This is a genomic window from Stenotrophomonas sp. A3_2, from assembly GCF_036624925.1.
GTDB classification, from domain to species: domain Bacteria; phylum Pseudomonadota; class Gammaproteobacteria; order Xanthomonadales; family Xanthomonadaceae; genus Stenotrophomonas; species Stenotrophomonas hibiscicola.
This window is the reverse complement of sequence record NZ_JAZKVY010000277.1, coordinates 50,829-76,369: the sequence shown is the minus strand read 5'-3', so window position 1 is coordinate 76,369 and position 25,541 is coordinate 50,829. Positions and strand designations below refer to the sequence as shown.

General features: G+C 67.0%; 28 protein-coding genes. 17 read left to right on the top strand and 11 right to left on the bottom strand.

Going from position 1 to position 25,541, the window contains the following annotated elements:
* Positions 1–15: 15 nt before the first annotated feature.
* From R5H29_RS13685 to R5H29_RS13675, 3 genes are read left to right on the top strand one after another with little or no spacing between them, the layout of a single operon-like run.
* A complete protein-coding gene (locus R5H29_RS13685; RefSeq protein ID WP_134735498.1) occupies positions 16–1,701 on the top strand; it encodes a GMC oxidoreductase in 1,686 nt (561 codons plus the stop codon).
* Complete coding sequence (locus tag R5H29_RS13680) at positions 1,701–2,276, top strand: gluconate 2-dehydrogenase subunit 3 family protein (protein ID WP_171952347.1); 576 nt, start codon at positions 1,701–1,703, stop codon at positions 2,274–2,276. The genes R5H29_RS13685 and R5H29_RS13680 overlap by 1 nt, the downstream gene beginning before the upstream one ends.
* Positions 2,261–3,034, top strand: a complete 774-nt coding sequence (locus R5H29_RS13675) for a DUF1080 domain-containing protein (RefSeq protein ID WP_111101842.1) — start codon at positions 2,261–2,263, stop codon at positions 3,032–3,034. Before R5H29_RS13680 ends, R5H29_RS13675 begins: the two co-directional genes overlap by 16 nt.
* 30 nt (positions 3,035–3,064) lie before the next feature.
* On the opposite strand, the gene R5H29_RS13670 is transcribed toward R5H29_RS13675, so the two are convergent.
* From R5H29_RS13670 to R5H29_RS13650, 5 genes are read right to left on the bottom strand one after another with little or no spacing between them, the layout of a single operon-like run.
* Positions 3,065–3,361: a cytochrome c gene (locus tag R5H29_RS13670; protein ID WP_332329293.1), complete on the bottom strand. Its 297-nt coding sequence runs from the start codon at positions 3,359–3,361 to the stop codon at positions 3,065–3,067.
* Between the two features lie 18 nt (positions 3,362–3,379).
* Positions 3,380–4,243, bottom strand: coding sequence for a sugar phosphate isomerase/epimerase (locus R5H29_RS13665; RefSeq protein ID WP_155029106.1), 864 nt, complete (start codon positions 4,241–4,243; stop codon positions 3,380–3,382).
* Between the two features lie 19 nt (positions 4,244–4,262).
* Complete coding sequence (locus tag R5H29_RS13660) at positions 4,263–5,387, bottom strand: Gfo/Idh/MocA family oxidoreductase (RefSeq protein ID WP_332329292.1); 1,125 nt, start codon at positions 5,385–5,387, stop codon at positions 4,263–4,265.
* Positions 5,388–5,399: 12 nt separating this feature from the next.
* Positions 5,400–6,617, bottom strand: coding sequence for a nucleoside permease (locus R5H29_RS13655; RefSeq protein WP_134730415.1), 1,218 nt, complete (start codon positions 6,615–6,617; stop codon positions 5,400–5,402).
* 27 nt (positions 6,618–6,644) lie between these two features.
* Entirely contained in the window at positions 6,645–7,697 is a 1,053-nt protein-coding gene (locus R5H29_RS13650; RefSeq protein WP_332329291.1) for a sugar phosphate isomerase/epimerase family protein, read from the bottom strand.
* 95 nt (positions 7,698–7,792) lie between these two features.
* Between R5H29_RS13650 and R5H29_RS13645 the strand changes: the two genes are divergently transcribed.
* The 3 genes from R5H29_RS13645 to R5H29_RS13635 all read left to right on the top strand — a co-directional run bounded on the left by R5H29_RS13645 (position 7,793) and on the right by R5H29_RS13635 (position 11,109).
* Positions 7,793–8,800, top strand: coding sequence for a LacI family DNA-binding transcriptional regulator (locus R5H29_RS13645; RefSeq protein WP_058980811.1), 1,008 nt, complete (start codon positions 7,793–7,795; stop codon positions 8,798–8,800).
* A gap of 114 nt (positions 8,801–8,914) precedes the next feature.
* Positions 8,915–9,967 (top strand): sensor domain-containing diguanylate cyclase, encoded by a 1,053-nt coding sequence (locus R5H29_RS13640; protein ID WP_019659361.1) that lies wholly within the window; start codon positions 8,915–8,917, stop codon positions 9,965–9,967.
* A 116-nt stretch (positions 9,968–10,083) separates the two neighbouring features.
* Entirely contained in the window at positions 10,084–11,109 is a 1,026-nt protein-coding gene (locus R5H29_RS13635) for an AI-2E family transporter (RefSeq protein WP_019659360.1), read from the top strand.
* A gap of 74 nt (positions 11,110–11,183) precedes the next feature.
* Here R5H29_RS13635 and R5H29_RS13630 read toward each other — a convergent pair whose 3' ends face one another.
* On the bottom strand, positions 11,184–11,363 hold the full coding sequence (locus R5H29_RS13630) for a hypothetical protein (protein ID WP_227844117.1): 180 nt from the start codon (positions 11,361–11,363) through the stop codon (positions 11,184–11,186).
* On the opposite strand from R5H29_RS13630, the gene R5H29_RS13625 reads away from it, so the two are divergent.
* From R5H29_RS13625 to R5H29_RS13595, 7 genes are all read left to right on the top strand, one after another.
* Complete coding sequence (locus R5H29_RS13625) at positions 11,356–13,014, top strand: diguanylate cyclase (protein ID WP_229301598.1); 1,659 nt, start codon at positions 11,356–11,358, stop codon at positions 13,012–13,014. The two genes, R5H29_RS13630 and R5H29_RS13625, sit on opposite strands and share 8 nt — an antisense overlap.
* Before the next feature lie 229 nt (positions 13,015–13,243).
* Entirely contained in the window at positions 13,244–13,675 is a 432-nt protein-coding gene (locus R5H29_RS13620; protein WP_026346954.1) for a pyridoxamine 5'-phosphate oxidase family protein, read from the top strand.
* Positions 13,676–13,769: 94 nt separating this feature from the next.
* The gene (locus R5H29_RS13615) at positions 13,770–14,354 is read left to right on the top strand and encodes an NMCC_0638 family (lipo)protein (RefSeq protein WP_058980816.1); all 585 of its coding nucleotides are present in this window, start codon (positions 13,770–13,772) and stop codon (positions 14,352–14,354) included.
* 184 nt (positions 14,355–14,538) lie between these two features.
* Entirely contained in the window at positions 14,539–15,006 is a 468-nt protein-coding gene (locus R5H29_RS13610) for a DUF2975 domain-containing protein (RefSeq protein WP_026346953.1), read from the top strand.
* Positions 15,006–15,230 carry a helix-turn-helix transcriptional regulator gene (locus R5H29_RS13605; RefSeq protein ID WP_005408494.1) on the top strand — a complete coding sequence of 75 codons (225 nt, stop codon included), beginning with the start codon at positions 15,006–15,008 and terminating at the stop codon, positions 15,228–15,230. Before R5H29_RS13610 ends, R5H29_RS13605 begins: the two co-directional genes overlap by 1 nt.
* A 43-nt stretch (positions 15,231–15,273) precedes the next feature.
* Positions 15,274–16,815, top strand: coding sequence for a TerC family protein (locus R5H29_RS13600; protein WP_019659354.1), 1,542 nt, complete (start codon positions 15,274–15,276; stop codon positions 16,813–16,815).
* Positions 16,816–16,937: 122 nt separating this feature from the next.
* A complete protein-coding gene (locus R5H29_RS13595; protein ID WP_332329290.1) occupies positions 16,938–18,074 on the top strand; it encodes a metallophosphoesterase in 1,137 nt (378 codons plus the stop codon).
* A gap of 135 nt (positions 18,075–18,209) precedes the next feature.
* Here the strand turns inward: R5H29_RS13595 and R5H29_RS13590 are convergent, their stop codons facing one another.
* The 5 genes from R5H29_RS13590 to R5H29_RS13570 form a co-directional block, all read right to left on the bottom strand.
* The gene (locus tag R5H29_RS13590; RefSeq protein ID WP_332329289.1) at positions 18,210–18,623 is read right to left on the bottom strand and encodes a ferric reductase-like transmembrane domain-containing protein; all 414 of its coding nucleotides are present in this window, start codon (positions 18,621–18,623) and stop codon (positions 18,210–18,212) included.
* A gap of 238 nt (positions 18,624–18,861) precedes the next feature.
* On the bottom strand, positions 18,862–19,632 hold the full coding sequence (locus tag R5H29_RS13585) for a putative DNA-binding domain-containing protein (protein WP_171952340.1): 771 nt from the start codon (positions 19,630–19,632) through the stop codon (positions 18,862–18,864).
* Positions 19,625–20,470, bottom strand: a complete 846-nt coding sequence (locus R5H29_RS13580) for a DUF692 domain-containing protein (RefSeq protein ID WP_019659350.1) — start codon at positions 20,468–20,470, stop codon at positions 19,625–19,627. The genes R5H29_RS13585 and R5H29_RS13580 overlap by 8 nt, the downstream gene beginning before the upstream one ends.
* A gap of 54 nt (positions 20,471–20,524) precedes the next feature.
* Positions 20,525–20,998, bottom strand: a complete 474-nt coding sequence (locus tag R5H29_RS13575) for an EF-hand domain-containing protein (RefSeq protein WP_019659349.1) — start codon at positions 20,996–20,998, stop codon at positions 20,525–20,527.
* 95 nt (positions 20,999–21,093) lie between these two features.
* On the bottom strand, positions 21,094–21,738 hold the full coding sequence (locus R5H29_RS13570) for a DoxX family protein (protein WP_019659348.1): 645 nt from the start codon (positions 21,736–21,738) through the stop codon (positions 21,094–21,096).
* Positions 21,739–22,080: 342 nt separating this feature from the next.
* Between R5H29_RS13570 and R5H29_RS13565 the strand changes: the two genes are divergently transcribed.
* The 4 genes from R5H29_RS13565 to R5H29_RS13550 are packed head-to-tail and all read left to right on the top strand — an operon-like array spanning position 22,081 to position 25,526.
* A complete protein-coding gene (locus R5H29_RS13565) occupies positions 22,081–22,869 on the top strand; it encodes an alpha/beta hydrolase (RefSeq protein ID WP_332329288.1) in 789 nt (262 codons plus the stop codon).
* Between the two features lie 3 nt (positions 22,870–22,872).
* Positions 22,873–23,418: a redoxin family protein gene (locus R5H29_RS13560; protein WP_019659346.1), complete on the top strand. Its 546-nt coding sequence runs from the start codon at positions 22,873–22,875 to the stop codon at positions 23,416–23,418.
* Between the two features lie 57 nt (positions 23,419–23,475).
* Positions 23,476–24,216, top strand: coding sequence for a response regulator (locus tag R5H29_RS13555; RefSeq protein ID WP_019659345.1), 741 nt, complete (start codon positions 23,476–23,478; stop codon positions 24,214–24,216).
* Positions 24,213–25,526, top strand: coding sequence for a HAMP domain-containing sensor histidine kinase (locus R5H29_RS13550; RefSeq protein ID WP_332329287.1), 1,314 nt, complete (start codon positions 24,213–24,215; stop codon positions 25,524–25,526). The genes R5H29_RS13555 and R5H29_RS13550 overlap by 4 nt, the downstream gene beginning before the upstream one ends.
* Positions 25,527–25,541 lie beyond the last annotated feature (15 nt).

The window sequence follows — 25,541 nt, the reverse complement described above, 5'->3', positions numbered from 1 at the left end:
CCAGGTGAGAGACCCATGGCAGATAATCACTACGACGCCATTGTTGTTGGCTCGGGAATCAGTGGCGGCTGGGCAGCGAAGGAGCTGACCGAGAAGGGCCTGAAGGTCCTGATGCTGGAACGCGGGCGCAACATCGAGCACGTCAAGGACTACGTCAACGCGATGAAGGAGGCGTGGGATTTCCCGCACCGCAACCGGCCAACGCAGGCAATGAAGGCCGCGTTCCCGGTGCTGATGCGCGACTACGGGCTGGCTGAGAACCTGGAAGGGATGTGGGCCAACGAGCAGGACTCGCCCTACATCGAGACCAAGCGCTTCGACTGGTTCCGTGGCTACCACGTCGGTGGTCGTTCCTTGATGTGGGGGCGGCAGAGCTATCGCTTCTCCGATCTGGATTTCGAGGCCAACCTCAAGGACGGCATCGCCACCGATTGGCCAATCCGCTATGCCGACATCGCGCCGTGGTACGACCATGTAGAGAGGTTCGCCGGCATTGCCGGCACGCGCGAAGGACTAGACGTGTTGCCGGACGGCGAATTCCTGCCGCCGATTCCCTTGAACATCGTCGAGAAGGATGTGGCCGCGCGGATCAAGAAGGCCTTCGGCGGAACACGGCACATGATCCACTCGCGCACTGCCAACATCACCCAGCCGATGCCCGAGCAGGGCCGCGTGAACTGCCAGTACCGCAACAAGTGCATCCTGGGCTGTCCCTTCGGTGCCTATTTCTCGACCCAGTCGGCGACGCTGCCGGCGGCGATGAAGACCGGCAACCTGACGCTGCGGCCGTTCTCGATCGTCAAGGAAGTGCTCTACGACAAGGACCGCAAGCGTGCGCGTGGCGTGGAGGTGATCGACGCCGAAACCGGGCAGACCTACCAGTACACCGCCAAGGTCATCTTCCTCAACGCGTCGTCGTTCAACTCCACCTGGCTGCTGATGAATTCGGCGACCGACGTCTGGGACGGGGGACTGGGTTCTTCGTCGGGCGAGCTGGGGCACAACGTGATGGACCATCATTTCGGTGCGGGCGCCTCGGGCCGGGTCGAGGGCTACGAAGACAAGTACTACTTCGGCCGCCGGCCCTGCGGCTTCTACATTCCGCGTTTCCGCAATGTCGCGTCCGACAAGCGCGGCTACCTGCGCGGGTTCGGTTACCAGGGCGGTGCCAGCCGCACCGGCTGGTCGCGCGAGATCGCCGAGCTGAACATCGGTGCCGACCTGAAGGAGGCGCTGACCGTGCCGGGCGACTGGCGCATCGGCATGACCGGGTTCGGTGAAATGCTGCCGCACCACGACAATGCGATCCGCCTGGACCGCAACCGCAAGGACAAGTGGGGGCTGCCGGTGCTGGCGATGGATGTGTCCATGCGTGCCAACGAACTGGCGATGCGCAAGGACATGGCCGCCGATGCCGCCGAGATGCTGGAGGCGGCCGGGGTCAAGGACGTGAAGATGCACGACAACGACTATGCCCCCGGCAAGGGCATCCATGAGATGGGGACCGCGCGCATGGGACGTGATCGGAAGAGCTCGGTGTTGAATGCACACAACCAGGTCTGGGATGCGCCCAATGTCTATGTGACCGACGGTGCCTGCATGACTTCCAGCGCCTGCGTGAATCCCTCGCTGACGTACATGGCGTTGACGGCCCGTGCGGCCGACCATGCGGTGCGCGAACTGAAAGCGGGGAACTTCTGATGGATCGCCGCGAACTGCTGAAGATGATCGTCGCCGCCACCGGTGCGGCCATGGTTGGCCTGCCGGGGCTGGTGCAAGGGCAGGCGCCGGCCGCGGGGGCGATGCCCGCGTTCACCGATGCCGATATCGGCACGCTGGACGAGATCGCCGAGACCATCCTGCCGCGGACCCGGACACCCGGGGCGAAGGACGCGGGCGCCGGTGCGTTCATGGCGACGTTCGTCAGCGACTGCTACACCGCTCGCCAGCAGGCGGTGTTCCGTGCCGGCCTGGCCGACATCGACAAGCGTGCCGGTGGCCGCTTCCTGTCGCTCACGCCGGAGGCACGCACCGGGTTGCTGCGTACCCTGGATGCCGAAGCCAAGGCGCGCAATGCCGATGTGACCGAGACCGGTACGCCAGAAGAAGGCGAGGCGATGCCGCATTACTTCACGATGATCAAGCAACTGGCCATCTTTGGCTTCTTCACCTCCAAGGTCGGTGCGACTGGGGTGCTGCAATACGTCGCCGTGCCGGGACGTTACGACGGCGACCTTGCCTACGTTCCCGGTACGCCTGCATGGGGGACCAGCTGATGGGCGACACCCGGATGATCCGCGCTCTGCTGGGCACCGCCGGCCTGCTTGCCGCTGCGACGGCATTCGCACAGGATGGTGCCGATGCTGCGCGTGACCCGAAGAAGACCGAGGTGTGGACGCCGGTGCCTGCGGTGGTGGCCACGCCACCGGGCAAGGCGCCGTCGGACGCCATCGTGCTGTTCGATGGCAAGGATGTCTCGGCCTGGGAGGCGGAGCAGGGAGGGCGTGTACCCTGGAAGGTTGCCGATGGCGCCATGACCGTCGTTCCGGGCAGCAAGGGCATCCGCACCAGGCAACGCTTCTGCGATATCCAGCTGCATGTCGAATGGCGTACCCCCACCGAGACGAAAGGCTTCGACGGCCAGAACCGGGGCAACAGCGGCATCTTCCTGCAGGAACTGTATGAGTTGCAGGTGCTCGACAGCTACAACAACCCGACGTATGCCAACGGCCAGGCGGGTTCGATCTACAAGCAGGCGATGCCGTTGGTGAACGCCTCGCGCGCACCGGGGCAGTGGCAGGCCTACGACATCATCTGGAAGGGACCGCGCTTCTCTCCGGGCGGTGGGCTGCTCTCGCCGGCGCGCATCACGGTGCTGCACAACGGTGTTCTGGTGCAGGACGATACGGCTGTGGCGGGCAGGACCGAGTACATCGGTCCTCCCTCCTACTCACCGCACGGATGTGCGCCGCTCTATCTGCAGGAGCATGACTCCAGGGTCAGCTACCGCAACATCTGGGTGCGCGAACTGTAGCGGCACGCGGCCGGCGTGGTCGCCGGCCGCCTACTTCGCCAGATAGCTGGCGAGGTCGTCGATCTCCTGCTGCGACAGCTGGGCAAAGGGCGGCATCAATCCTCCGCCCTTCCTGATCTTGTCCTTGACCTGGGCGGGCTGAAGCCGCTTGCCGACGTCGGTAAGCGCCGGGAAGGTCGGCGGTACGCCGGCGCGTTCAGCACCGTGGCAGGCAGTGCAGTGCTGGGCGTAGAGCTTCGCGCCGGCGGCCGGGTCGTCCTTGGCCCACGTTGCCTTCGCAACGCTCATGCCGCCCAGGGCGACGGCCACTGCCAGGATCATTTTCATGTGGGGCTCCTTCACGCGTCAGTGCTGTGCACGGGCGGGCACGTTGGCCGGCAGGTGTTCACGCAGGTAGTCCGCGCCGGTCTGGATCACCTTGGCCGGATCGCGTGGCTGGTCGTGTTCGACGATGTACCACTGCACGCCAGCGGTGGCGGCGGCCGGTAGGATCGCGTTCCAGTCCAGCACGCCCTGGCCGACCGCAGCGAAACCACCTTCGTCTTCGGCCTGGCCCTTGGGTGCATTGTCCTTGGCGTGTACCGCAAAAACGTGACCGCGGAACTTGCCAAGCATCACTGCCGGGTCCAGTCCCGCTCGCGCGACCCAGGCCAGGTCCAGTTCGGTCTTCAGATCGGGTCCGGCCGCTGCGAACAGCAGCTCCAGCCCGGTCTGACCGTCGAAGTCGGCCAGCTCGAAATCGTGGTTGTGATAGGCCAGCTGCATGCCCTTGCCGCGCACCTGTCTGGCGATCCGGCCCAGCTCCTGGCCCAATGCGGTCCAGCCGGCGGCATCGCGCGGACGGTCCTTCTGGTCCAGGTAGGGCACCACCAGTGTGGTGTTGCCTATCGAGCGGTTGAAGGCCACCACGCCATCGAGGTTGTCGCGCAGCTCGGCCAGCTGCACGTGCGACGAAACCGCCCTGATCGAGTACCGGTCCAGCAGTCGCTTCAGTTCCGGAGCGCTGACGTTCTGCGTTCCGACGGTCTCCACCGCGCGCACGCCCGCGTCGTGGACGATTTTCAGCTGCTGGTCGAGCGAGCCTGCATTGCGCAGGGTGTACATCTGCACCGCGATCGGCTTCTGCGTGGTGGCCGCTTCGTCTGCGAAGGCGGGCAGGGCAGCGAGCAGCAGGATGAGACCTGCACTTCTACGGAAAAGAGCTTTCATCAACAGTTCCTCCCGGGATTCAACCGATGGCGGTCCAGGCGCGTGACCTGGCCGATGCAATGACGCGATCGACGATCCGCGCCGAGCGCAGGCCGTCTTCGAAGGTGGGCAGGCCTTCGAAGCGCTCGCCGTCAACGGCACGATAGGTGTCGGCGACGAACGCTTCGAAGCAGTGGCCGTAGCCCTGGGCATGCCCCGCTGGCAGCGGCGACAACCGGCGCTGTTCGGCACTGCCGGCACCCGGGCCGCGCACGAAGATTTCCTCGCGCTGCTCGGGCCGGCCGATCCACAGCCGCTCGGCATCCTCCTGGTTGAACGCCACGCTCGCATTGGCGCCATCGATCTCGAACCAGAGCCGGTTGTGGCGTCCGGCCGAGACCTGGCTGACCGTCAATGACGCCAGCGTGCCGGCGCCGGTCCTGAACATCGCTGCGGCCACGTCCTCGCTCTCGACCGCCTGCCTTGCGCCGCCTGTCGCCGGCGTGCTGAAGCTCTGGCCAGTGGTGGCGCTGCGCTCGGCGATGACCGTGGCGAACGCCGCGCTCGCTTCGGTGAAGCGTTCGCCACTGACCCATTCCACCAGGTCACACCAGTGCGAGCCGATGTCGGCGAACACGCGCGACGCGCCGCCCAGCGCCGGGTCAACCCGCCAGTTGTTGCTGGCCGGGTCCAGCAGCCAGTCCTGCAGGTAGCTGCCATGGATCAGGTGCAACGGCCCAAGTTCACCCTGCGCGATGCGTGCACGCGCCTCGCGGACCACCGGGTGGTAGCGGTAGACGAAGGGGACGGTGGCAACCAATCCGGTCGAGGCAGCCAGCGCCGCGAGCGCCCGTGCATCGTCCAGCGTCGTCGCCAACGGTTTCTCGCAGATCACGTGCTTGCCGGCTTCCAGCGCGGCCTGCGCCATCACGCGGTGCAGGTGGTTGGGCGTGCAGATGTGCACGACCTGCACCTGGGGGTCAGCGACGACGTCATCGATATCGCGATAGGCGTGCGGGACATTCCACGCGTGTGCCACCTCGCTCGCGCGCTGCGGCGACGAGGCCAGTACGCCGCGTACCGCGGCGCCCGCCAGCAGTGCCGCGCGGCGATGCACCGCGCCGATCATGCCGGTACCAACGATGGCGATTCCAAGCGGGGGCATCGTCCGGTCTCCTCAGGGTGTGTACGGCGCTGCAGCAGCTGCCGGGCGGTCGCGGAACAACAGCAGGAAGGCGATCAGCACCACCAGTGCAACACCGGCCGGGAACAACCAGATCTGTTGCCAGTCCGGGCCTGCTGCGGTGGTGAAGTGCTCCACAACGGCACCGGACAGGAAGGTGCCGATCAGCATGCCCACGCCGTAGGTGGCCAGGGTGATGAAGCCCTGTGCGCTGCTGCGCGCGGCGGGGCCGGCATGGGCGTCGGTGTAGATCTGGCCGGTGACGAAGAAGAAGTCATAGCAGATGCCGTGCAGCACGATGCCGATCACCAGTAGCGGGAAACCGCCACCGGCATCGCCGAAGGCGAACAGGGCGTAGCGCACCACCCAGGCGGCCATGCCGACCGCCAGCATGGTCTTCACCCCCAGCCGCACGAACAGGAAGGGCATGGCCAGCATCAGCAGCACTTCGGACACCTGGCCCAGCGACTGCAGGCCGGCGGCGCCCTGCACGCCCAGGTCGTTGAGATACGGATTGGTGAAGTTGTAGTAGAACGACAGCGGAATGCAGATGGCGATGGAGGCCAGGAAGAACACCAGATAGGCACGCGATTTCAGCAGCCGCAACGAATCCAGCCCCAGGATCTGTCCCAGCCCGGCCTCGCGCTGCTGCGCCAGTGGTGGCGTGTGCGGCAGGGTGAACGCATACAGGCCCAGCACCAGCGATGCCGCCGCCGCCATCCGGAACGTCAGTTCAAGCCGATGCGCCTGTTCCCAGCCCAGCCAGCCGATCAGCACGCCTGCGACGATCCAGCCGACGCTGCCGGCCACGCGTACCAGCGGGAACTGCTTCTCCGGCGATTGCATGTGCCGCATCGCCACGCTGTTGGCCAGGGCCAGCGTCGGCATGAACAGCAGCATGTAGCCCATGACGCACGCGGAAAACACGCTGAAACTGGTGGCGGTGGAAGCCAGCCACATCAGCACCGCGCCAGCCAGGTGCAGTACTGCCAGGATGCGCTGCGCCGCGAAATAGCGGTCCGCGATCAGGCCGACCAGGAAGGGTGCCACGATGGCGCCGATGGACTGGCTGAGGAACGCGGTTGCCACCTGGCTCGCGCTGGCCTGCAAGGGGCCCTGCACAAGGTACGTCCCCAGGGTGACGAACCACGCCCCCCAGATGAAGAACTGCAGAAACATCATCGCGCCCAGGCGCGACATCGCGTGCGTCATGGCTTGCCCTCCCGGGGCGGAAATGGTTCAGATTCCCAGCATGCGGTGAAGTGATTCCAGATCCGTGCCGCTCCCGGCAAAATCGTCGAAGGCGCGTTCGGTTACATGGATGATGTGATCGCGGATGAAGGCGGCGCCCTCGCGTGCACCGTCTTCCGGGTGCTTCAGGCAGCACTCCCATTCCAGTACCGCCCAGCCCGGGAAGTCGTACTGCGCGAATCTGGAGAAGATCGCCTTGAAGTCGATCTGGCCATCACCGAGTGAACGGAACCGGCCCGGGCGATCGATCCAGTCCTGGTAGCCGCCATACACGCCGCTGCGCGCGCTGGGCCGGTACTCCGCGTCCTTCACGTGGAAGACGCCGATGCGCGCGTGGTAGCGATCGATGAAACCGAGGTAGTCCATCTGCTGCAGCAGCAGGTGGCTGGGGTCGTACAGGATCTTCGCGCGCGGGTGGTGATCGACCACGTCAAGGAAGCGCTCGAAGGTTGCGCCATCGTGCAGGTCCTCGCCCGGGTGGAGCTCGAAGCACAGGTCCACGCCACAGGTGTCGAAGACATCCAGGATCGGTCGCCAGCGGCGGCCGAGTTCGGCGAAGGCTTCTTCCACCAGGCCCGGCGGGCGCTGCGGCCACGGATAGAAATAGGGCCAGGCCAGTGCGCCGGAGAAGGTGGCATGCGCGGCCAGCCCCAGGCGCTGGCTGGCCTGAGCCGCCAGCCGCAGCTGCTCCACCGCCCACGCCTGGCGCGCCGGCGGGTTGCCGCGCACGTTCGCCGGGGCGAATCCGTCGAACAGGCTGTCGTAGGCAGGATGGACCGCGACCAGCTGCCCCTGCAGATGGGTGGACAATTCGGTGATCTGAAGGCCGTAACCGGCCAGCATGCCGGCAATATCGTCGCAGTACGCCTGGCTGCGTGCCGCCTCGGCCAGATCGAACAGGCGGGGCGCGGAGGTGGGAACTTGTACGCCAGAATAGCCCAGACCCGCGGCCCATGCGGCCAGCGTGTCCAGCCGATCAAAAGGAGCTGTGTCGCCGATGAACTGCGCCAGGAACAGCGCTGGACCCTTGAGCGTCTTCAACGTGATTCGCCCTCGATGCAATCGATTGCATTATCCTAGCAGGGGCGCACGCAGGACCTGTTGTGCACTGCACAGCGGACGGGAGAACTAACGCCATGGCCACCATCTACGACATCGCAAAGCACGTCGGCGTCTCCGCCGGCACGGTGTCGCGGGCACTGTCCCGGCCGGACAAGGTCCTGCCGGCCACCCGTGCGCGCATCGAGCAGGCGGCCGCCGCGCTGGGCTATGTGCCCAACACGGTGGCGCGCACGCTCAAGACCCACCGCAGCGGCAAGATCCTGGTCACCGTCCCGGACATTGCCAATCCGTTCTTCGCCCAGATCCTGCAGGGCGCGGAGGACGCAGCGCAGGCGGTCGGCTACGCGGTCCTGCTGGGGGATACCCAGCATCAACCGGACCGCGAGGAGCGCTACGCGCAGATGCTCCGGCGCAACGAGGCCGACGGCATGATCGTGCTGGGGCATCGCCTGCCACCTACGGCGCGTGACATCGTTGAGCAACGCGGTTCCGCCGCGCCGGTGGTCAACGGCTGTGAATTCGATCCCGCACTGGGGATTCCCAGCGTCCACATCGACAATGCCGCCGCCGCGCGCACGGTGATGGAACACCTGTATGGACTGGGACACGAACGGATCGCGGTGGTGGGAGGACCCCCCGACAATCCGCTGCACCAGCAACGGATGGAAGGGGTGCGGGCGGCGGGCAAGGCGCGTGGGCGCCTGCGCCAGCTGAACATCATGCCGGGTGACTTTTCGGTGGAGTCCGGCCATGCAGCTGCGATGTCGATGTTGGCCGTCGCGCCGGTGCCGACTGCGGTCTTCTGTTTCAGCGACCAGATGGCGCTGGGCACTCTCGCTGCCTGCCGGGAGCTGGGCATCCGCGTGCCGGAGGACCTGTCCATCGTCGGCTTTGACGACCTGGCCTCCTCGCGCTACCTCACGCCGCCGCTGACGACGATCAGGCAGCCGATGCGGCAGATTGGCGAGCGCGCGGTCAACCTGCTGCTCGCCATCATCGAACAGGTCGATGTGCCGCTGCAGCAGACGCTGGAGTTCAGCTTCATGCTGCGCGGTTCCACGGCGGCCCCCAGGGGCGGGTGAACACCGCGCCACGGGGCGCCGCCTTGATCCCGAATTGACGCGAACCTGTCAGACTCACCGGCAGCCAGCCCGGCAAGGGCCGTAGCAGCAGGTGCGATCGCGCAGGAGGGGGCAATGCCATTCTTCACCGATTCGGCGGAAGGCGCGGTCGAAGGCATTGGCGCGGCACGTCGCATCGGCTGGATGCGTTTTGTCGGCAATGGACTGGGGGCGATCCCCATCGCGTCGATCATCCTCGAACGGCAGAATGGCGGATGGGCGTGGGTCCTGCTGCTGCTCAACGCGCTGGCGTGGCCCGCGCTGGCGCTGCTGCTGACCCGGCGCTCCCGCCAGCCGGCGCGCGTCCAGTTCCGCTGCATGGTGGCCGATTCCCTGTTCGGCGGCGGCTGGATCGCATTCATGGCGCTCAGTGCCGTGCCCAGCGCGCTGTTTGCCGCGCTGCTGGTGGCCGACAAGATCGCAGCCGGTGGCGTGCGCCTGGCGACGCGCGCCACGTTGGCGCTGCTGCTGGGCTTCGCACTCACCTGGTGGGCGCTCGGCTTCCCATTCCAGCCGGTGACCTCGCAACGCACGATCATGCTGAGCATCCCGTTCCTGTTCGTGTATGGCATCGGGCTGAGCATTCTCAGCTGGCAGCTGGCCCGTCGGGTGAAATCGCAGAACCGCCAGTTGAAGCGGCTGAGCCGGATGGACCCGCTGGTGGAGCTGGCCAACCGCGGCTTCCTGATCGTCCGCGCTCAGCAGGCACTGGACAAGGCGCAGGGTCAGGGTGGTTTCGCCTGCCTGCTGATGCTTGATGTTGATGACTTCAAGCGCATCAATGACTCGCATGGTCATCGTGCCGGGGACGAAGTGCTGCGCCATATCGCGTCCACCTTGCGCGCCTTCGCCCGGCCCGGTGATACCCCTGCGCGGCTGGGAGGCGACGAGTTCGTGGTGCTGCTGCACGACTGTGCGCCCATCGATGCGATGCAGGTGGCCGAGCGGGTCCGCCTGCACCTGCTGGAAGCAGCACGGCAGGCAACACCGGGCATCGAGTTCAGCGTCAGCATCGGCATCGCGGCAACGCCGCGCGGTGGCAGCGTCGAGGACTGGCTGGCACTGGCCGACCGTGCGCTCTACCACGCCAAGCGCCAGGGCAAGAACAACGCCAGCTATGGCGAATAGTGGGCCGGGGGCGGTGGGCATACCGCAGAACGAGGGCGTAGCGCTCGTCCATGCTGTACCCGGAATCATCGCCACCAATCCTCTACCATGGGCCACCCCGCCCGGACGCACCGCCCATGCAAGACGCCCTCGTTGCACAGCCCAAGCCCCCCGTTGCGCGGATCGCGGCGTGGTTGATGATGTTGCTGGGCATGTGGCTGGCGTTGAAGCTGGGCCTGGTGGTGACCCTGCTGTCGGGGCTGCTGGTGTTCCAGCTGACCCACGTGCTGGCCTCCACCGTGGAAGGCAAGCTGCCGCCGGGACGAGCGCGGGCGATCGCGGTGATCGTATTGTCGGCCATCATCATCAGCGCGCTGGTGCTGGCCGGGATCGGCGTGGCCTCGTTCTTCCGCAATGAGACCGGCGGCCCGGACGCGCTGCTGGCGCGCCTGATGGAGATCCTCAATACCTCGCGGCACCAGGTGCCGGCGCTGCTGCAACCCTACATTCCCGAAGACATGCCGGCGCTGCGCGCGGCGCTGAACGACTGGGCCGCCGAGCACCAGCGCCAGCTGGGCGTGGCCGGCACGTCGGTGGTGCAGGTGGGCGTGCGCGTACTGATCGGCATGGTGCTGGGGGCGATGATCGCGCTGTACGACGAACTTCCCGTGCCCAAGATGGGGCCGTTGGCGCAGGAGCTGATCGGGCGCACCAGCCGCCTGGCCACCGCATTCCGCCAGGTGGTGTTCGCACAGGTGAAGATCTCGCTGCTCAACACCGTGTTCACCGCGATCTTCCTGCTGGGCGTGCTGCCGCTGTTCGGTGTGCACCTGCCGCTGTCCAAGACCCTGGTGTTGATCACCTTCGTCGCCGGCCTGCTGCCGGTGGTGGGCAACATCATTTCCAACACGATCATCACCATCGTTGCGCTGTCTGTCTCGTTCTACGTGGCAGTGGCGGCGCTGCTGTACCTGATCGTGATCCACAAGCTGGAGTACTTCCTCAATGCGCGCATCGTCGGCGGTGAAATCCAGGCCCGCGCCTGGGAGCTGCTGCTGGCCATGCTGGTGATGGAGGCGGCGTTCGGCCTGCCCGGCCTGGTGGCGGCGCCGGTGTTCTATGCCTACGTGAAGCGCGAACTGGTCGACCAGCGCTGGATCTGACCCGGCGTAACCTGTCGCATCTGATCGGCTGGCGTCGGGGCGCCGGCATTGTCGGCGCGTTCGCGCGCGCTGCGCTATATCGCCCCTCGCGGATCGGGCGGCACTGGCTTGGCGCCGCCGGAGCCGGTCGCTACAGTGAGCCGCACTTCAGGGGAATTCTGCATGGCCGGCAAGGTATCGCCCATCAGGTTGCGGACCTGGGTCTGGATCCTGGCTGGGCTGTTTGTCGTGTGCACATTGCCGTTGATGGCCATCGCCCTGGTCCAGGGAACACTGCGCTACACCGACGCCGAAGGCAACCTGGCCAGCCTGCGGCAGCTGCGGCAGACCTTCGATCTTGCCAACCTGGCTTCGGCCGAGCGAGGCCCGGCCAACAGCCTGCTGGGGGCTGACCCGGCCGATGCCGCCGAACAGGCACGGCTGGCTGCGCAGCTGGCCGTCGCACGCCAGCGGGTCGACACTGCCCTGCTGCAGCTGGAGACCGTGTTCAAGGATGACCCGGGCGTGTACGACGAGCATCGGCTGCTGGCCAGCGCGCAGCGTCGCCTGAAGTCGGCGCGGGCTGCGGTCGATCATGTCGCGGCGCAACCGCATGACGCACGCCGTGTGGAGGAGGTGGAGCGTGCGATCAGCGGCATGTTCGCGGTGGTTGATCGCCTGCATCTGCTGACCTCGGCGCAGATCAACGCGCTGGTCAGTGCCGACCGTGAGGCGGCGATTCCGGCAATGCAGGGCCAGCTGTTGTTCGATCTTCGCGAGCATGGTGGCCGCCTGGCCTCGAACGTGATGGCGCCGGTGGCGGTACCGGGGGCGTGGCGCGAGGAACAGATGCGCGCTGCGCTGCAGACCGAGGGCCGCCTGCTGGAGCTGTGGCGGTTGGCGAGCAGCCACGAGTCGGTGTTCCGCAGCGACCCGGAATTGTCCTGGCACTGGGACATGGCGCGGCGGCAGCTCTTCGGTGAGTCACTGCCGATGATCGAGCAGCTGATCGAGGATGGCCGCCGTGGCGTGCCGCCGTCGTGGACCGCCGCCGCGTTCACCAATCGCTACGTGCCGACCCTGCAGTCGCTGGAGGCGCTGCGCGATGGCTACCTGAGCGTGTCCATCGCCCGCTTCGAACGCAGTCGCAACCGTGAGGCCATGCGCCTGGCCGTGCTGGTGGCTACCGCGCTGGGCACGCTGGTGGTGCTGGGCATGGCCCTGCGCATTGCCCACCTGCAGATCCTGCAGCCACTGCTGCAGGCGCAGCAGCAGGTGATCCAGCTTGCCTCGGATACCCCCGGTCCGGAGGAGAATGTCACCCACCCGCTGGCCGAGATGCAGCGCCTGTTCGATGCCATCGAAGTGCTGCGCGAGAAATCGCGCGAGCGTTCGACGTTGACCAGCGAGCTGCGCCAGCTGGCCGGTACCGACCAACTGACCGGGCTGTTGAATCGGCGCGCGCTGGATGAGGTGGTGCAGCGGAGACATGCGGGGGGCGAGGCAAGCGCCGTGGTGATCCTGCTGGACGTGGATCGCTTCAAGGCCATCAACGATGGCCATGGCCATGAAGCCGGCGACGAAGTGCTGGTGCAGGTGGCGCAGTTGCTGCGGCACCACCTGCGGCGCAGCGACAACATCGCCCGCTATGGTGGCGAGGAGTTCCTGGTGCTGCTGGCCGACGGTGATCTGGCCGGCGGGCGCCAGCTGGCTGAATCATTGCGATTGGCGCTTCAGCAGATGGACATCGCGCTGGCCGGGGGCATCGTGCTGCGCGTGACCGCCAGTTTCGGGGTGGCCAAGGGCGGCACCGATTCGCTGGGCTGGCGCAGCCTGCTGCGTGCCGCCGATGCGGCCATGTACCAGGCCAAGGCACAGGGGCGTGACCGGGTACGGGTGGCGGGGGACGGGCGCATCACGCGCTGATGGCACGCGTCAGCCAATGCGTGCATGCACCCGTCGCAGCGTCTGCAGGATCGCCCCACGCGCGATGGGGCGTGCAGCTGCTGCAAGCGCAGGTGGTGTGGTGAGCAGCGCGTCACGCACGCGCCACGCGCCCTATCTCGTTTTCTGTGAAGAAGTCGCCATGGACCTTCCACGCTTCGGTCACCGCTCTGCGCAGACGCTGGGATTCCACTTGATGAAGGACGACACCATGACCCAGCTCACCCTGCCCGAACTGGCCAGGAAGATGGCCGATATCGATTTCACCATGCTGCAGACCCGCGCCGGCGGAGAAATTGCCGGTCGTCCGATGAGCAACAACGGTGACGTGGACTACGACGGTGACAGCTGGTTCTTCACCACGGAAGACACCGACATGGTGCACGAGATTGAGGCTGACCCCGCCGTTGCGCTGGGTTTTTCCGGCAGCAAGTCGCTGCTGGGCAAGCCGCCGTTGTTCGTGCACGTGCAGGGAAGGGCGGCGCTGGTGCGCGATCGCGCTGTGATGCGCGAGCACTGGGTGAAGGATCTTGAGCGCTGGTTCGAGCAGGGCGTGGATACACCGGGGCTGGTGCTGATTCATGTGCGCGCCAGCCGCATCCACTATTGGGATGGCGAGGACCAGGGCGAAATGGCCGTCTGACCCGGCAGCGGGAGGCTGGCGGCCATCGCGGCCATTGCGCGGCGCGCCAGGCCTTTGCCATCCTCCCCGCTGTTTTCCGTAGCGTGGAATCCCGATGCGTCCTGCGTTCTTCTGGCTGGCTTTGGCCCTGCTGCCCACACTGGTGGTGGCGCAACCCGCGCGTGCGCCCAAGGCCAAGGCCCCGGCGCAGGATCCCTTCAGCGAGCTGTTCGATACCGCCTGCATGCAGCACATCGGGGCCCCGGCGCGGTTGCAGTCGCTGATGGAATCCAATGGGCTGTCGCCGCTGCAGCCGGCCGAAGCCGCCACGCTGTTGCAGGGGCAATCGGGCGTGGCGTGGATGGTGCCGCTGGCCAGTGGCCGCTATGCGGTGAGCTGGGCTGACGATGGAACGTGTACGGTCTACGCCGAGAAGGCCGACGCGGCGGTGGTGCAGAAGGGGTTTGCCCGGTTGGTGCAGGCCGCACCGAAGCCGTTGCAGGTACGGTCGCTGCCAGGGCGTGGGCCACTGTCGGCCGATCAGGTGGCCATCCAGTACGGCTGGGCTACGCCGGGGCAGGGCAAGCTGCAGGTGCGCTTCCGCCTGGTCACGCGGCAGGCGGCCGAAGCCGGGGTGCAGGCCATGGCCTCGGCCGCCCCTGGCGAAGCGATGCAGGCACAGGGCGCACCTGGGCCCTGACAGGGGCGACGCTCGCGATTCAGCCTTTCACGCGGCATGTGATATATCGTTTATCGATAAATCCACCCCGGGGCGGCGAGGCCACCCCAATGCCGGAGGCCGCTTGACCGCTCGTCCCGCCCGCGCCAGACCCGCGCGAGGCTTGTTCACCCTGGCCCTGGCGGCCGTACAGGCCGTCAGGGCGATGTGCTGGCTGGGCATCCTGGCCGCGCTGCTGGCCGTGCCGCTGGTCGCCCACGACCGCCGCTGGCTGCTCGACAGCGTGCATGACGCTGCGGCTGTCGCCGCGCATGGCAATGACCTGTTCCTGCATTTCTGCCTGGGCCTGGGCGCGATCGTCGCGCTGCTGGTGCTGTGCCTGATGTTCCTGCGCCACCTGCTGCGGCTGCTGAAGTCGGCGGCGCGCGAGCGGCCGTTCACCCACGCCAACGCACAGCGCCTGCAGCGCATGGCCTGGCTGATGCTGGCGATGGAGCTGCTGTCGATCCTGATCGGCGCCTACGCGGCCTGGATGGGCCCGGATTTCACCTGGATGGAGGTCGGCGGTGGCATGTCGATCACTGGCTTGGTGGCCGTGCTAATGCTGTTCGTGCTGGCGCGCGTGTTCGCCGTGGGCGCCGCGATGCGCGATGACCTCGACGGTGTCATCTGATGGCAATCGTCATTACCCTGGACCGCATGCTGCAGGAAAGGGGCATGACCCTGTCCGAGCTGGCCGGGCGTATCGACATCACCCTGGCCAACCTGTCGATCCTGAAGACCGGCAAGGCGCGCGCCATCCGCTTTTCCACCCTTGATGCGATCTGCCGCGAGCTGCAGTGCACGCCCGGTGACCTGCTCGGGCACGACCCGGCGCAGGCACAGGACGCTGACTGAGCGGTCGCTCTTTTCCCTTGCCTACTGACGAAACGGACCTGAAATGGAATGGTTGGCTGACCCCTCGATCTGGATGGGCCTTGCAACCCTGGTCGTGCTGGAGATCGTTCTCGGCATCGACAACCTGGTGTTCATCGCGATCCTTGCCGACAAGCTGCCGCCGCACCAGCGTGACCGCGCGCGGGTGATCGGCCTGGCGCTGGCCTTGCTGATGCGGCTGGTGCTGTTGGCCGCACTGGCCTGGATCATGAAACTGACCGCGCCGCTGCTGACGCTGTTCGACCACAGCTTTTCCGGGCGTGACCTGATCCTGCTTGGCGGTGGTCTGTTCCTGCTGTTCAAGGGCACCATGGAACTGCACGAACGGCTGGAAGGCCGCGAACACCACGAGGACGGCAAGAAGGTCTACGCCAGCTTCGCAATGGTGGTGGCGCAGATCGTGGTGCTCGACGCGGTGTTCTCGCTGGACTCGGTGATCACCGCGGTCGGCATGGTCGACAACCTCGGCGTGATGTATGCGGCCGTGACGATCGCCATGGCGCTGATGCTGCTGGCCAGCAAGCCGCTGACCCGCTTCGTCAACAAGCATCCCACCGTGGTGGTGCTGTGCCTGGGCTTCCTGCTGATGATCGGCTTCAGCCTGGTGGCCGAAGGACTGGGCTACAAGATCCCCAAGGGCTACCTGTACGCGGCGATCGCCTTCTCGATCCTGGTCGAGGCGTTCAACCAGTGGGTGCGTTTCAACCGCGAGCGCAACGAGCGCCGCCTGCCGTTCCGCCAGCGCACCGCCGATGCCGTGCTGCGCATGCTGGGCGCGCGCCCGGCCAATGGTCACGACGATGAAGGGGGGGACGGGCAGGTGGACACTGCAGAGCGCTTGCAGCCGGCCGAACACGAGATGATCCGCAGCGTGCTGGGCCTGGCCGATCGCCCGGTGTCGAGCGTGATGACGGTGCGTGCCGACGTGCAGTGGATCGACTTGGCGCGTGGGCAGGAGGATGTGGTGGCACGCTTGGTGGCGTCGCCGCACACCCGCCTGCTGGTGGGTGAGGGTGACCTGGACAGCCTGCGTGGCGTGGTGCAGAGCCGCGACCTGCTGGCCGACCTGCTGCAGGGCAGGCCGCTGCAGTTGGAGGGCAACCTGCGCGAGCCGCAGTACGTGCTGTCCAGTGCCAGCGCGCTGCAGGCGCTGGAACTGATCCGCCAGCACCCGGTGCCGCTGGCGGTGGCGGTGGACGAGTACGGCAGCGTGGAAGGTCTGGTGACCGCCAACGACCTGCTGGCGGCCATTGCCGGTGACCTGGTCGATACCCAGGACGAGCGCTATGGCGTGGTCGCGCAGGGCGAGGACCAATGGGAGGCCGACGGTGCGCTGACTCTGGACGACCTGCAGCGGCTGGCCGGCGTATCGCTGCCGCGCAGTGCCGACTACATGACCATCTCCGGGCTGGTGCTGGAGCAGTTGGGTCGGCTGCCGGACATCGGCGATGTGGTGGAGGTGGCGGGTGTGCGCATCACCGTGCTGGCGATGGAGAAGCGCCGCATCGCCCGCCTGCGGGTGCAGCGCCTCGACGGAATGGCCTGACCCACCTGTTGATGTAGAGCCGAGCCCATGCTCGGCTGCATGTTGAGAAGCCGAGCATGGGCTCGGCGCTACACAACGCCGCCCGCAGCCGTCACCATGGCGGCCCCCACTTTCCCTCCCGGATGGTTGCAGTGCTGAGTACGATCGGTTTGTTGATGGGCCTATATGTGGCCTGGCGCCTGTTCTGGCCACTGCGCATGCCCCCCTGGCAGAAGGTCGTGCTGTCGCTGCTGCTGGTGGGCGTAGCCGTGCAGCTGCGTATCGTCGCCACGTTCTGGGGCACGATGGCCTCGCCCGAGATTCCGAAACTGGCCATCGCCACGCTGGCTACCGGCTCCACGGCGGTGTTGCTGTTGGCGTTGCTGATGCTGGCGATGGATGCGGGCCTGCTCGCGTCCCGCCTGCTGCGCTGGCCACGTGCGGTAGCCGCATTGCGCACGCGGCGCTTGCGGCCGGCGGCCGGCGTGCTGGCGCTGCTGGTCAGTGGTTATGGTGTCAGCCAGGGCATGGCGGTGCCCCATGCCCGGCAGATCGAGGTGAGCATTGCCGGGCTGCCAGCGGCGTTCGACGGCTATCGCGTGCTGCAGCTGACCGACATCCATGCCAGCCGTCTGCTGACCGGCGACTGGGTGCGTAGAGTGGTGGCCGAGAGCAACGCGCTGAAGCCGGACCTGATCGTGATCACCGGCGATCTGATCGATGGCAGCGTCGAGGCCCGTCGCGACGACGCGCGTCCGTTGGCCGATCTGCAGGCGCCGGACGGCGTCATTGCCATCACCGGCAACCACGAGTACTACGCGCAGTACCAGGCATGGATGCAGGCGTTCCGCGCGCTGCACATGCAGGTGCTGGAGAACAGCCACCTGCAGGTGCGACGCGGTGATGCGGCGCTGACCATCGCTGGTGTCACCGACCCGGTGGCGGCGCGTTATGGCCTGCCGCTGCCGGATCTCCAGGCTGCACTTGAGGGTGCCAATCCGTCCGCACCGGTGATCCTGCTCGATCACCGCCCGCGTAATGCACGCGCGGCAGCAGCGCGCGGCGTCAAACTGCAGCTGTCCGGGCATACCCACGGCGGGCAGATCATCGGCATGGACCAATTGGTGAAGCGGGCCAATGGTGGCTTCGTCTCCGGCCGCTACGACGTGGATGGGATGACCCTGTACGTGAGCAATGGCGCTGGCCTGTGGGCCGGATTCCCCGCGCGCATCGGGGTGTCCTCGGAAATCACCCTGATCACGCTGCGCCGCGCCCCGTGACCTGAAGTGGGGCATATCCCTTTCCGCAGAGAATTCGCTGCCTATCGTGCTGGGATCCCTCTGTAGAGCCGAGCCCATGCTCGGCTGAGCCAGGGGTAGCCGAGCCTGGGCTCGGCTCTACAGGTAACCGCCTCCTCAAGAACTCCGCAGCGGTGGCCGCGCATGCGCATTGCGCCGCAGCGACTGAGCCCGCTTGGCGATCGCACGCACGACGACAGCGGTGAAGAGCAACGCGGAGGGTACCGCGTACCAGAAGTTGCCGGGCACGCGCTTGAAGTACGAATAGGTGAACACTGCGGCGATGATCCACATGCCGGTCACGTGCAGGCGACGCCACACGGTGGGGCCCATGCGGCGGGCGATGCCACGATGCGAGGTGATGGCCAGGGCGAGGATGGCTACATAGCCGATCGTGCCCGGCAGGTTGGCCAAGGCCGAGCGTGCCGGCCAGAACGCGGGGTTGAGGATGCCGAAGGCGGTGATCGCCACCGCATGCAGCAGGTGCGAGAACGCGAATGACAGGCCGATGACGCGCCGCTCGCGCAACATGTGCTGGGTGAACGGGCCTGCAGCAGGCTGGCGAACGACGATGCGGTGAACGCGGCCAGGAACAGCAGGAACGACGTGCGTGCAGTGACCCGGATCGCCGCGCGGCTGCCCTCGACCACGTCGGGCTGCAGGGTGAACGCCGCCAGTGCGACGGCGATCAGGACCACAGCCATGGTCACGAAAAGGCGCCAGCCGTGCAGGAAGGAAGTGTTGGAAGCAGCCATGATCAAATCTCGAATCAGACAGGGGTAGTGCCGGCCGCAGGCCGGCAGTCGCAGAACCCGGCCAGCGTGACCAGCACGCCGGCCGCGCATAGTTCGCCCAGCAAGGGCGTGGCCACCACGCGCAGTTCGTCGGCGGCCACGCCATGCGCATCGGCCAGTGCGTTCAGCGCGTCATCCACGTGGGTACCGTCATCAGCGAAGGCCGACAGCAGCGCATACGCCAGTGGTGCCAGTTCCTCGACCTGCAGCTGGTAGTCCGCCAGGCGGCGCAGCAGCAGAAGCGTCGGCTCGCTGGCGGCGGCATCGTCCAGCGCGGCGTCCTCATGCACCGGCCACCGGTAGCCCAATACCCGCACCAGCGGCGACAGCGCCAGCACATCGCTGCCCGCCGGCATGGACTGCAATGAATGCCCGGCATCACGTGCCTCGATGTGCAGCGTCTGCTGCATGCTTTCGTAGTGCGCCAGTTCCGCCGCCCAGCCGGGCAGCGCGAACGCATACTGCACAGCCAGCCACGCAGCGAACTCGCTGGCGATCTGCGGGAACAACGGGGTATGGCAGACGTGATGTGCGTAGTAGTGCTCGACCAGACCGCGCCAGCGCGCTTCGCCCAGCTGTTCCAGCAGTCGCGGCAGGCTGCCTGCCAAAAGGGTGTCCAGGCTGTCGATGCACAGGCGGCGGTAGACCGCCATCCGCCGTGCCTCGACGCCATCGGGCGCAGGCATCGACGGGTCCCGTACATGATCGGCCCAGCGCCGTTGCACGATGGCCAGCGACTCAGCCATGGGCCACCTCCTGCCAACGTGCCTCAACCTGCGCCTGGCGGATGTGCGCAACCTCGGCCAGCAACTCCGCCAGCGGCGGAAAGTTGAAGTCGCGTTCGAGCAGCGTGGGGCGCACGCCCAACCGCGCATAGGCCTCGCGCAGGAGCGCCCAGACCACGCCTTTCACCGGCGCCCCATGGGTATCGATCTTGAAGCCGTCGTCTTCATCGAAGTGGCCCGCTACGTGCAGCGAGGCGACACGGTGGGACGGCACGCGAGCCAGGAATTCGAAGGCGTCGTAACCGTTGTTGCAGGCATTGACGAAGACGTTGTTGACGTCCAGCAGGAGGTCGCAGTCGGCTTCGGCGAGCACGGCGTTGATGAAGTCGATCTCGCTCATGTCCGCGCCGGCAACGGCGTAGTAGGAAATGTTCTCCACGGCGATGCGTCGGCCCAGCATGTCCTGCACCTGGGCGATACGGCCGGCGACATGGTGAACGGCCTCGGCGGTGAACGGCAGTGGCAGCAGGTCGTAGACATGGCCACCGGCGGCGCAGTAGCTCAGGTGTTCGCTGTACAGCTGCACCTGGTGCAGGTCGAGGAAGGCACGGGTCTGTGCCAGCAGGGTGCGGTCCAGCGGATCAGGACCGCCCAGCGACAGCGACAGGCCGTGGCAGGTCAAGGGGTGGCGCTCGCTGAGTTGGCGCAGCGCGTCGCCGTGTGCACCGCCGACGCCGATCCAGTTGTCGGGGGAGACTTCGAGAAAGTCGATGGCACCGGCCGGCATGGCCAGCAGTTCGTCGATCAGGCCACGGCGCAGGCCAAGACCGGCGGCATGGGTGGGCAGGGGCAGGGACATGGCGGATGCTCCACAGAGAGCGCCGCCTTGAAGGCGGCGCCGGCTGAACGTCGATCAATCGGCAACGCGGGAGAACAGGCCCTTCGGCATCGGCTTGCCGTTGGCGGTGTAGACGCTGCGCAGGTAGTCGTGCGCTTCCTGCTCGCTGATGTAACCGTCGTGGTCGGTGTCGATGCGGTCGAACTCGGCGGCACGCTTGGCGGCCACAGCGTTGAATTCGGCACGCGAGACCTTGCCGTCGTGGTCGCGATCAGTGCGGGCAAACGAGGCGTCGCCGCACTTGCCTTCGCCACACTGGCCCTCGGCCACCTTGGCCTTGCCGGCGGGCTTGCCGGTGGTGGCCTTGTTGGCCCCGCACTTGCCTTCACCGCACTTGCCTTCGGCGGCGCTCATGGCCACCGCGCTGATCGCCAGCGGCTGGATCGCCGCGGCCTGGCCGGCCAGCAGCAGGCCACCGGCCAGGGCGATGCCGATGGCACCGATGCGCGGCAGGCGAGAGGAAGATGTGTTCTTGGTCGAGATGGACATGGTGGTGACTCCTTGGGAAAGCACGCGGGGCGTGCGGGATGGACGCCGCCGAAGAGGCGACGGAAAGCGAAACGCGCGGGAACAGGGGAGTCGGCTCAGGCGGCGCGGCGACAGCGCAGCAGATGGCCCAGCAGCAGCACACCGCCGAGCAGGGCACCGCCGAAGCCGATGCCGGGCAACAGCGCGGCAACCGGCAGCAGCAGGGCGATCAGGCTGACGCCCCAACCCAGGCCGTCATTGCCTGCCGTGGCACGGCCGGGGCCGGCCAGCAGCCGGTCCACGCTGAGTGCGCCACCGCCGTTGAGGATCAGTGGCAGCAGCATGGCCAGGAACAGCAACGGCAGCTTGAAGTTGCCGTAGCCCTGGTCGGTGATCGCATAGCCCTGCCAGAGTTCACCCAGGCCGTTCCATTGGTCGGGCCAGTGCACGGCGGCGATGGCAACGATGGTGAGTACCCAGAACACGTAGGCAACCGAGCGCGTGGCCAGGCCGAGCAGCAGCATCACTGCACCCACCAGTTCCAGCCACGTGGCCAGCTGCCAGTTCAGCGACGCGGGCAGTGTGGAGAACGGGAACGGGAAGCGGCCTTCCAAGTCGGCGAACCAGTTCTGGCCGCCCAGCTTCTCGCGGCCGGATTCAAAGAACTCCCAGGCCAGCAGGGTGCGCAGCGCCAACGGCGAGAGCCAGCGGCCGACGGCGTCCAGGCGGGGCGTATACACGGAAGAAGCGGTGCTGATCATGGTGGTGTCCTGCGGGCCAGTGGTCGATGGAAGCCATTCCAGGCGGCGCAGGTATCGGCAACGTGTGCCGTTGCCCGGGGTTTTGTCAGCGACTGTGGCCGCGGCCGGGGTTTCGTACAGTCAGATACAAAGACGATGCGCTGATGCGCATCGGGGCGTTGCGCGCCCGCGTGCGGGCAGCGATATCCACCCGAAAGCGCCCGGCCAGGACCGGCGCGCGAATGTATCCCACTGTAGAAACCCGCCTGCGCCCTACAGTCCGGTACAACTCCGCGCTGCGGAGAAACAGCGCCGATACACCGGCAGGCGGAAATGGCCACTCCCAACTCCGGAGTGCCCCCCATGATCCGTACCTGCTTGCTGGCCGCCGCTCTCGCCCTCGCCGCCGCCCCTGCCTTCGTTGCCCAGGCCGATACCGTTGCACCGCCCACCGTCATCCTGGTGCACGGCGCGTTCGCTGATGGCTCCAGCTGGAGCAAGGTCATCAGCACCCTGCATGACTGGAAGCTGCCGGCGGTGGCCGTGCAGAATCCGCTCACCTCGTTGGCCGACGACGTCGCCGCCACCCGTCGTGCGATTGCCGCTGCGCCTGGCAAGGTGGTGCTGGTCGGCCACAGCTGGGGTGGCACGGTCATCACCGAAGCGGGCAATGACCCGAAGGTGCAGGCGCTGGTGTACGTGGCCGCGTTCGCACCGGATGCAGGACAGTCTTCGGCGCAACAGGGCGAGGGTTTCCCGGTTGGCCCGGGCCTGGCCCGACTGCAGGAAAGGGATGGCTACCTGACGTTGCCGGCTGATGCCGTCGCCCAGGACTTCGCGCCGGACGTGATGAAGAAGTCGGCCGCACTGCTGTACAGCACGCAGGTCCCGTTGAAGGCCAGCGCGCTGGGCGAAGTAGTGAACGTTGCGGCGTGGCGCAGCAAGCCGAGCTGGTACGTGCTCAGCCGCGATGACCGCATGCTGTCGCCGCAGCTGCAGGCCGCCACCGCCAAGCGCATCGGTGCACAGCTGCAATCGATCGGCAGCAGCCATGTGTCGCTGCTTTCGCATCCGGCGCAGGTGGCCGACAGCATCCTGGAAGCGGCGGGAGTGAAGCCGGCCGAATTGCCGCTGGCCGAGCAGGGGGGCTGAACGATGGCCGCCCTGCGTGTGTGTGCGCTGCCGTTGCTGCTGAGCCTGCTGGGTGGGGCTGCGCTACTGATGGCCTGGCGCAGCCCGGAGGCCGACGCGCAGCCGGCACAGGCCGTTCCCGCCGCCGGGTTCGACGGTGGCGGGCCCTGGCACAACAGCCCACCGCTCACACTGAAGCAGTTGCGGGGGCAGGTGGTGCTGGTCGAGTTCTGGACCTACACCTGCAGCAACTGCCTCAACGTGGCGCCGTATGTTCACCGGTGGCATGCACGCTACGCGCCGCAGGGTCTGAGGGTGATCGGCGTGCATACGCCGGAGTTTGCCCATGAAGGGCTGCCCGGCAACGTGCGCAAGGCCATCGCACGGTTGGACATCACCTGGCCGGTGGTGCAGGACAACCAATACCGGATCTGGAACGCCTGGCGCAACCGCTTCTGGCCCGCACTGTACCTGCTCGACCGGCAGGGGCGGGTGGTCTACCGCCATTACGGCGAGGGCGACTACGCACGTACCGAAAGCGAGATCCAGCGCCTGCTGGCCAGCCCCTGAGCCGCGCTACCATGGCCGCGCAGCGCGGCCCTGACCTCCGTCTTCATCGAGAACGCAATGAACCATGTACCGCACATCCTGGTCGTCGACGATGACAGCGAGATCCGCCAGATGCTGGCCGACTACCTCCAGCGCAACGGCCTGCGCGTGAGCCAGGCCGACGGTGGCCGGGCCATGCGGGCGCTGATGGATACCCATGCCGTGGATCTGGTGGTGCTGGACGTGATGATGCCGGGCGAGGACGGACTGAGCCTGTGCCGCAACCTGCGCGCCGGCAAGCATCGGGCGGTACCGGTGGTGCTGCTGACCGCGCGCGACGACGAGACCGACCGCATCATCGGCCTTGAAATGGGCGCCGACGACTACGTGACCAAGCCCTTTTCTTCGCGCGAGCTACTGGCACGCATCAATGCGGTGATCCGTCGCACGCAGATGCTGCCGCCGAACCTGCAGGTGAGCGAAGCCGGCCGCCAGTTGGCCTTCGGCGAGTGGCGCCTGGATACCACCGCCCGCCACCTGCTGGATGCACAGGGCACCGCGTATCCGCTCAGCGGCGCCGAGTTCCGCCTGTTGCGCGTGTTCCTCGATCACGCCAATCGGGTGCTCAGCCGCGACCAGCTGCTCAGCCTCACCCAGGGCCGTGATGCCGAACTGTTTGATCGCTCGATCGACCTGCTGGTCAGCCGCGTGCGCCAGCGCCTGGGTGATGACGCGCGCGAGCCGACCTACATCAAGACCGTGCGCAGCGAAGGGTATGTGTTCAGCCTGCCGGTGCAATTGCTGGGGCCGGACGAATGAACACCGCCGCACGTCGTCCACGCTGGCCACGCACGCTGTCGGCGCGTCTGCTGCTGGTGCTGCTGGGCGGACTGTCCCTGGCCCACGCACTGTCCTTCGGCCTGCTGTTCTTCGAACGCTACCAGTCCACCCGCAGCATGATGCTGCGCAACCTCGACGAGGATGTGGCAGTGAGCGTCGCGCTGCTGGAACATTTGCCTGCGGAGCAGCGTGAGGCCTGGGTGCCGCGGCTGGAGCGGCGCACCTACCGCTATCTGCTGCGCCCGGCCGCGGCCGGACCAGGGCTGCAGACCGATCGTGCACGCCAGGTCACGGCGATCATCGACGACAGCCTGCAGCACCGCTATCCGTTGCAGGCGCGCCAGGTGGCTCGCCTGCCGGAGCGGTTCGAGGTGGAACTGCGCCTGCACGACGGCACACCCTTGACCATTGAAGTCACCCCGTCGGGCCTGCCGCTGGCACGTTGGCTGCCCGCCGTGCTGCTGCTGCAGCTGGCGCTGCTGCTGGTGTGCGCGTGGCTCGCAGTGCGTCTGGCCATGCGCCCGCTGCAGCAGTTGTCGCATGCGGTGGAGCATCTGCAGCCGGGCAAGGACGGGCCTGCACTGCCTGAAGATGGCCCTGCGGAAGTAGGCGGCGCAGCAGCCGCACTCAATGCCCTGCAGACACGCATTCGTGGCCATGTCAGTGAACGCCTGCAGATCCTGGCCGCGATCTCGCATGACCTGCAGACCCCCATCACGCGCATGAAGCTTCGGGTGGAGACCCTGCCTGAAGACAGCACCCAGCAGCGCCTGCTGGCCGACCTCGATCACCTTGGGCAGCTGGTGCGTGAGGGCGTGGCCTATGCGCGCAGCAGCCACGTTGCCGCTGGCGCGCCGGTGTCGATGGACCTGGGCGCGTTCCTCGCCAGTGTGGTCGGCGACTACGAGGACATGGGCAAGCCGGTCACTGGCGGTGCGCCCGCTGGACTGGTCGTGCAGACCTGGCCGCAGCCGCTGCGCCGCGTGGTCGGCAATCTGGTCGACAACGCATTGCGCTACGCCGGCGCCGCCGAGATCGAGGCGGGCCGCGATACGGCCGGAAGGGTGTGGATCAGCATTTCCGACCGTGGCCCCGGCATTCCCGAGGACCAGCTGCAGGCAGTGCTGGCACCGTTCCACCGGCTGGAGAGCTCGCGCAACCGCGATACCGGAGGGACCGGTCTGGGACTGGCCATCGCGGGGCAGCTGGCGCAGTCGCTGGGTGGTTCGCTGAGGTTGCACAACCGCGAGGGTGGAGGGCTGCGGGCGGAACTGCAGCTGCCGGGCTGAGTTGCCCGGCCTTGT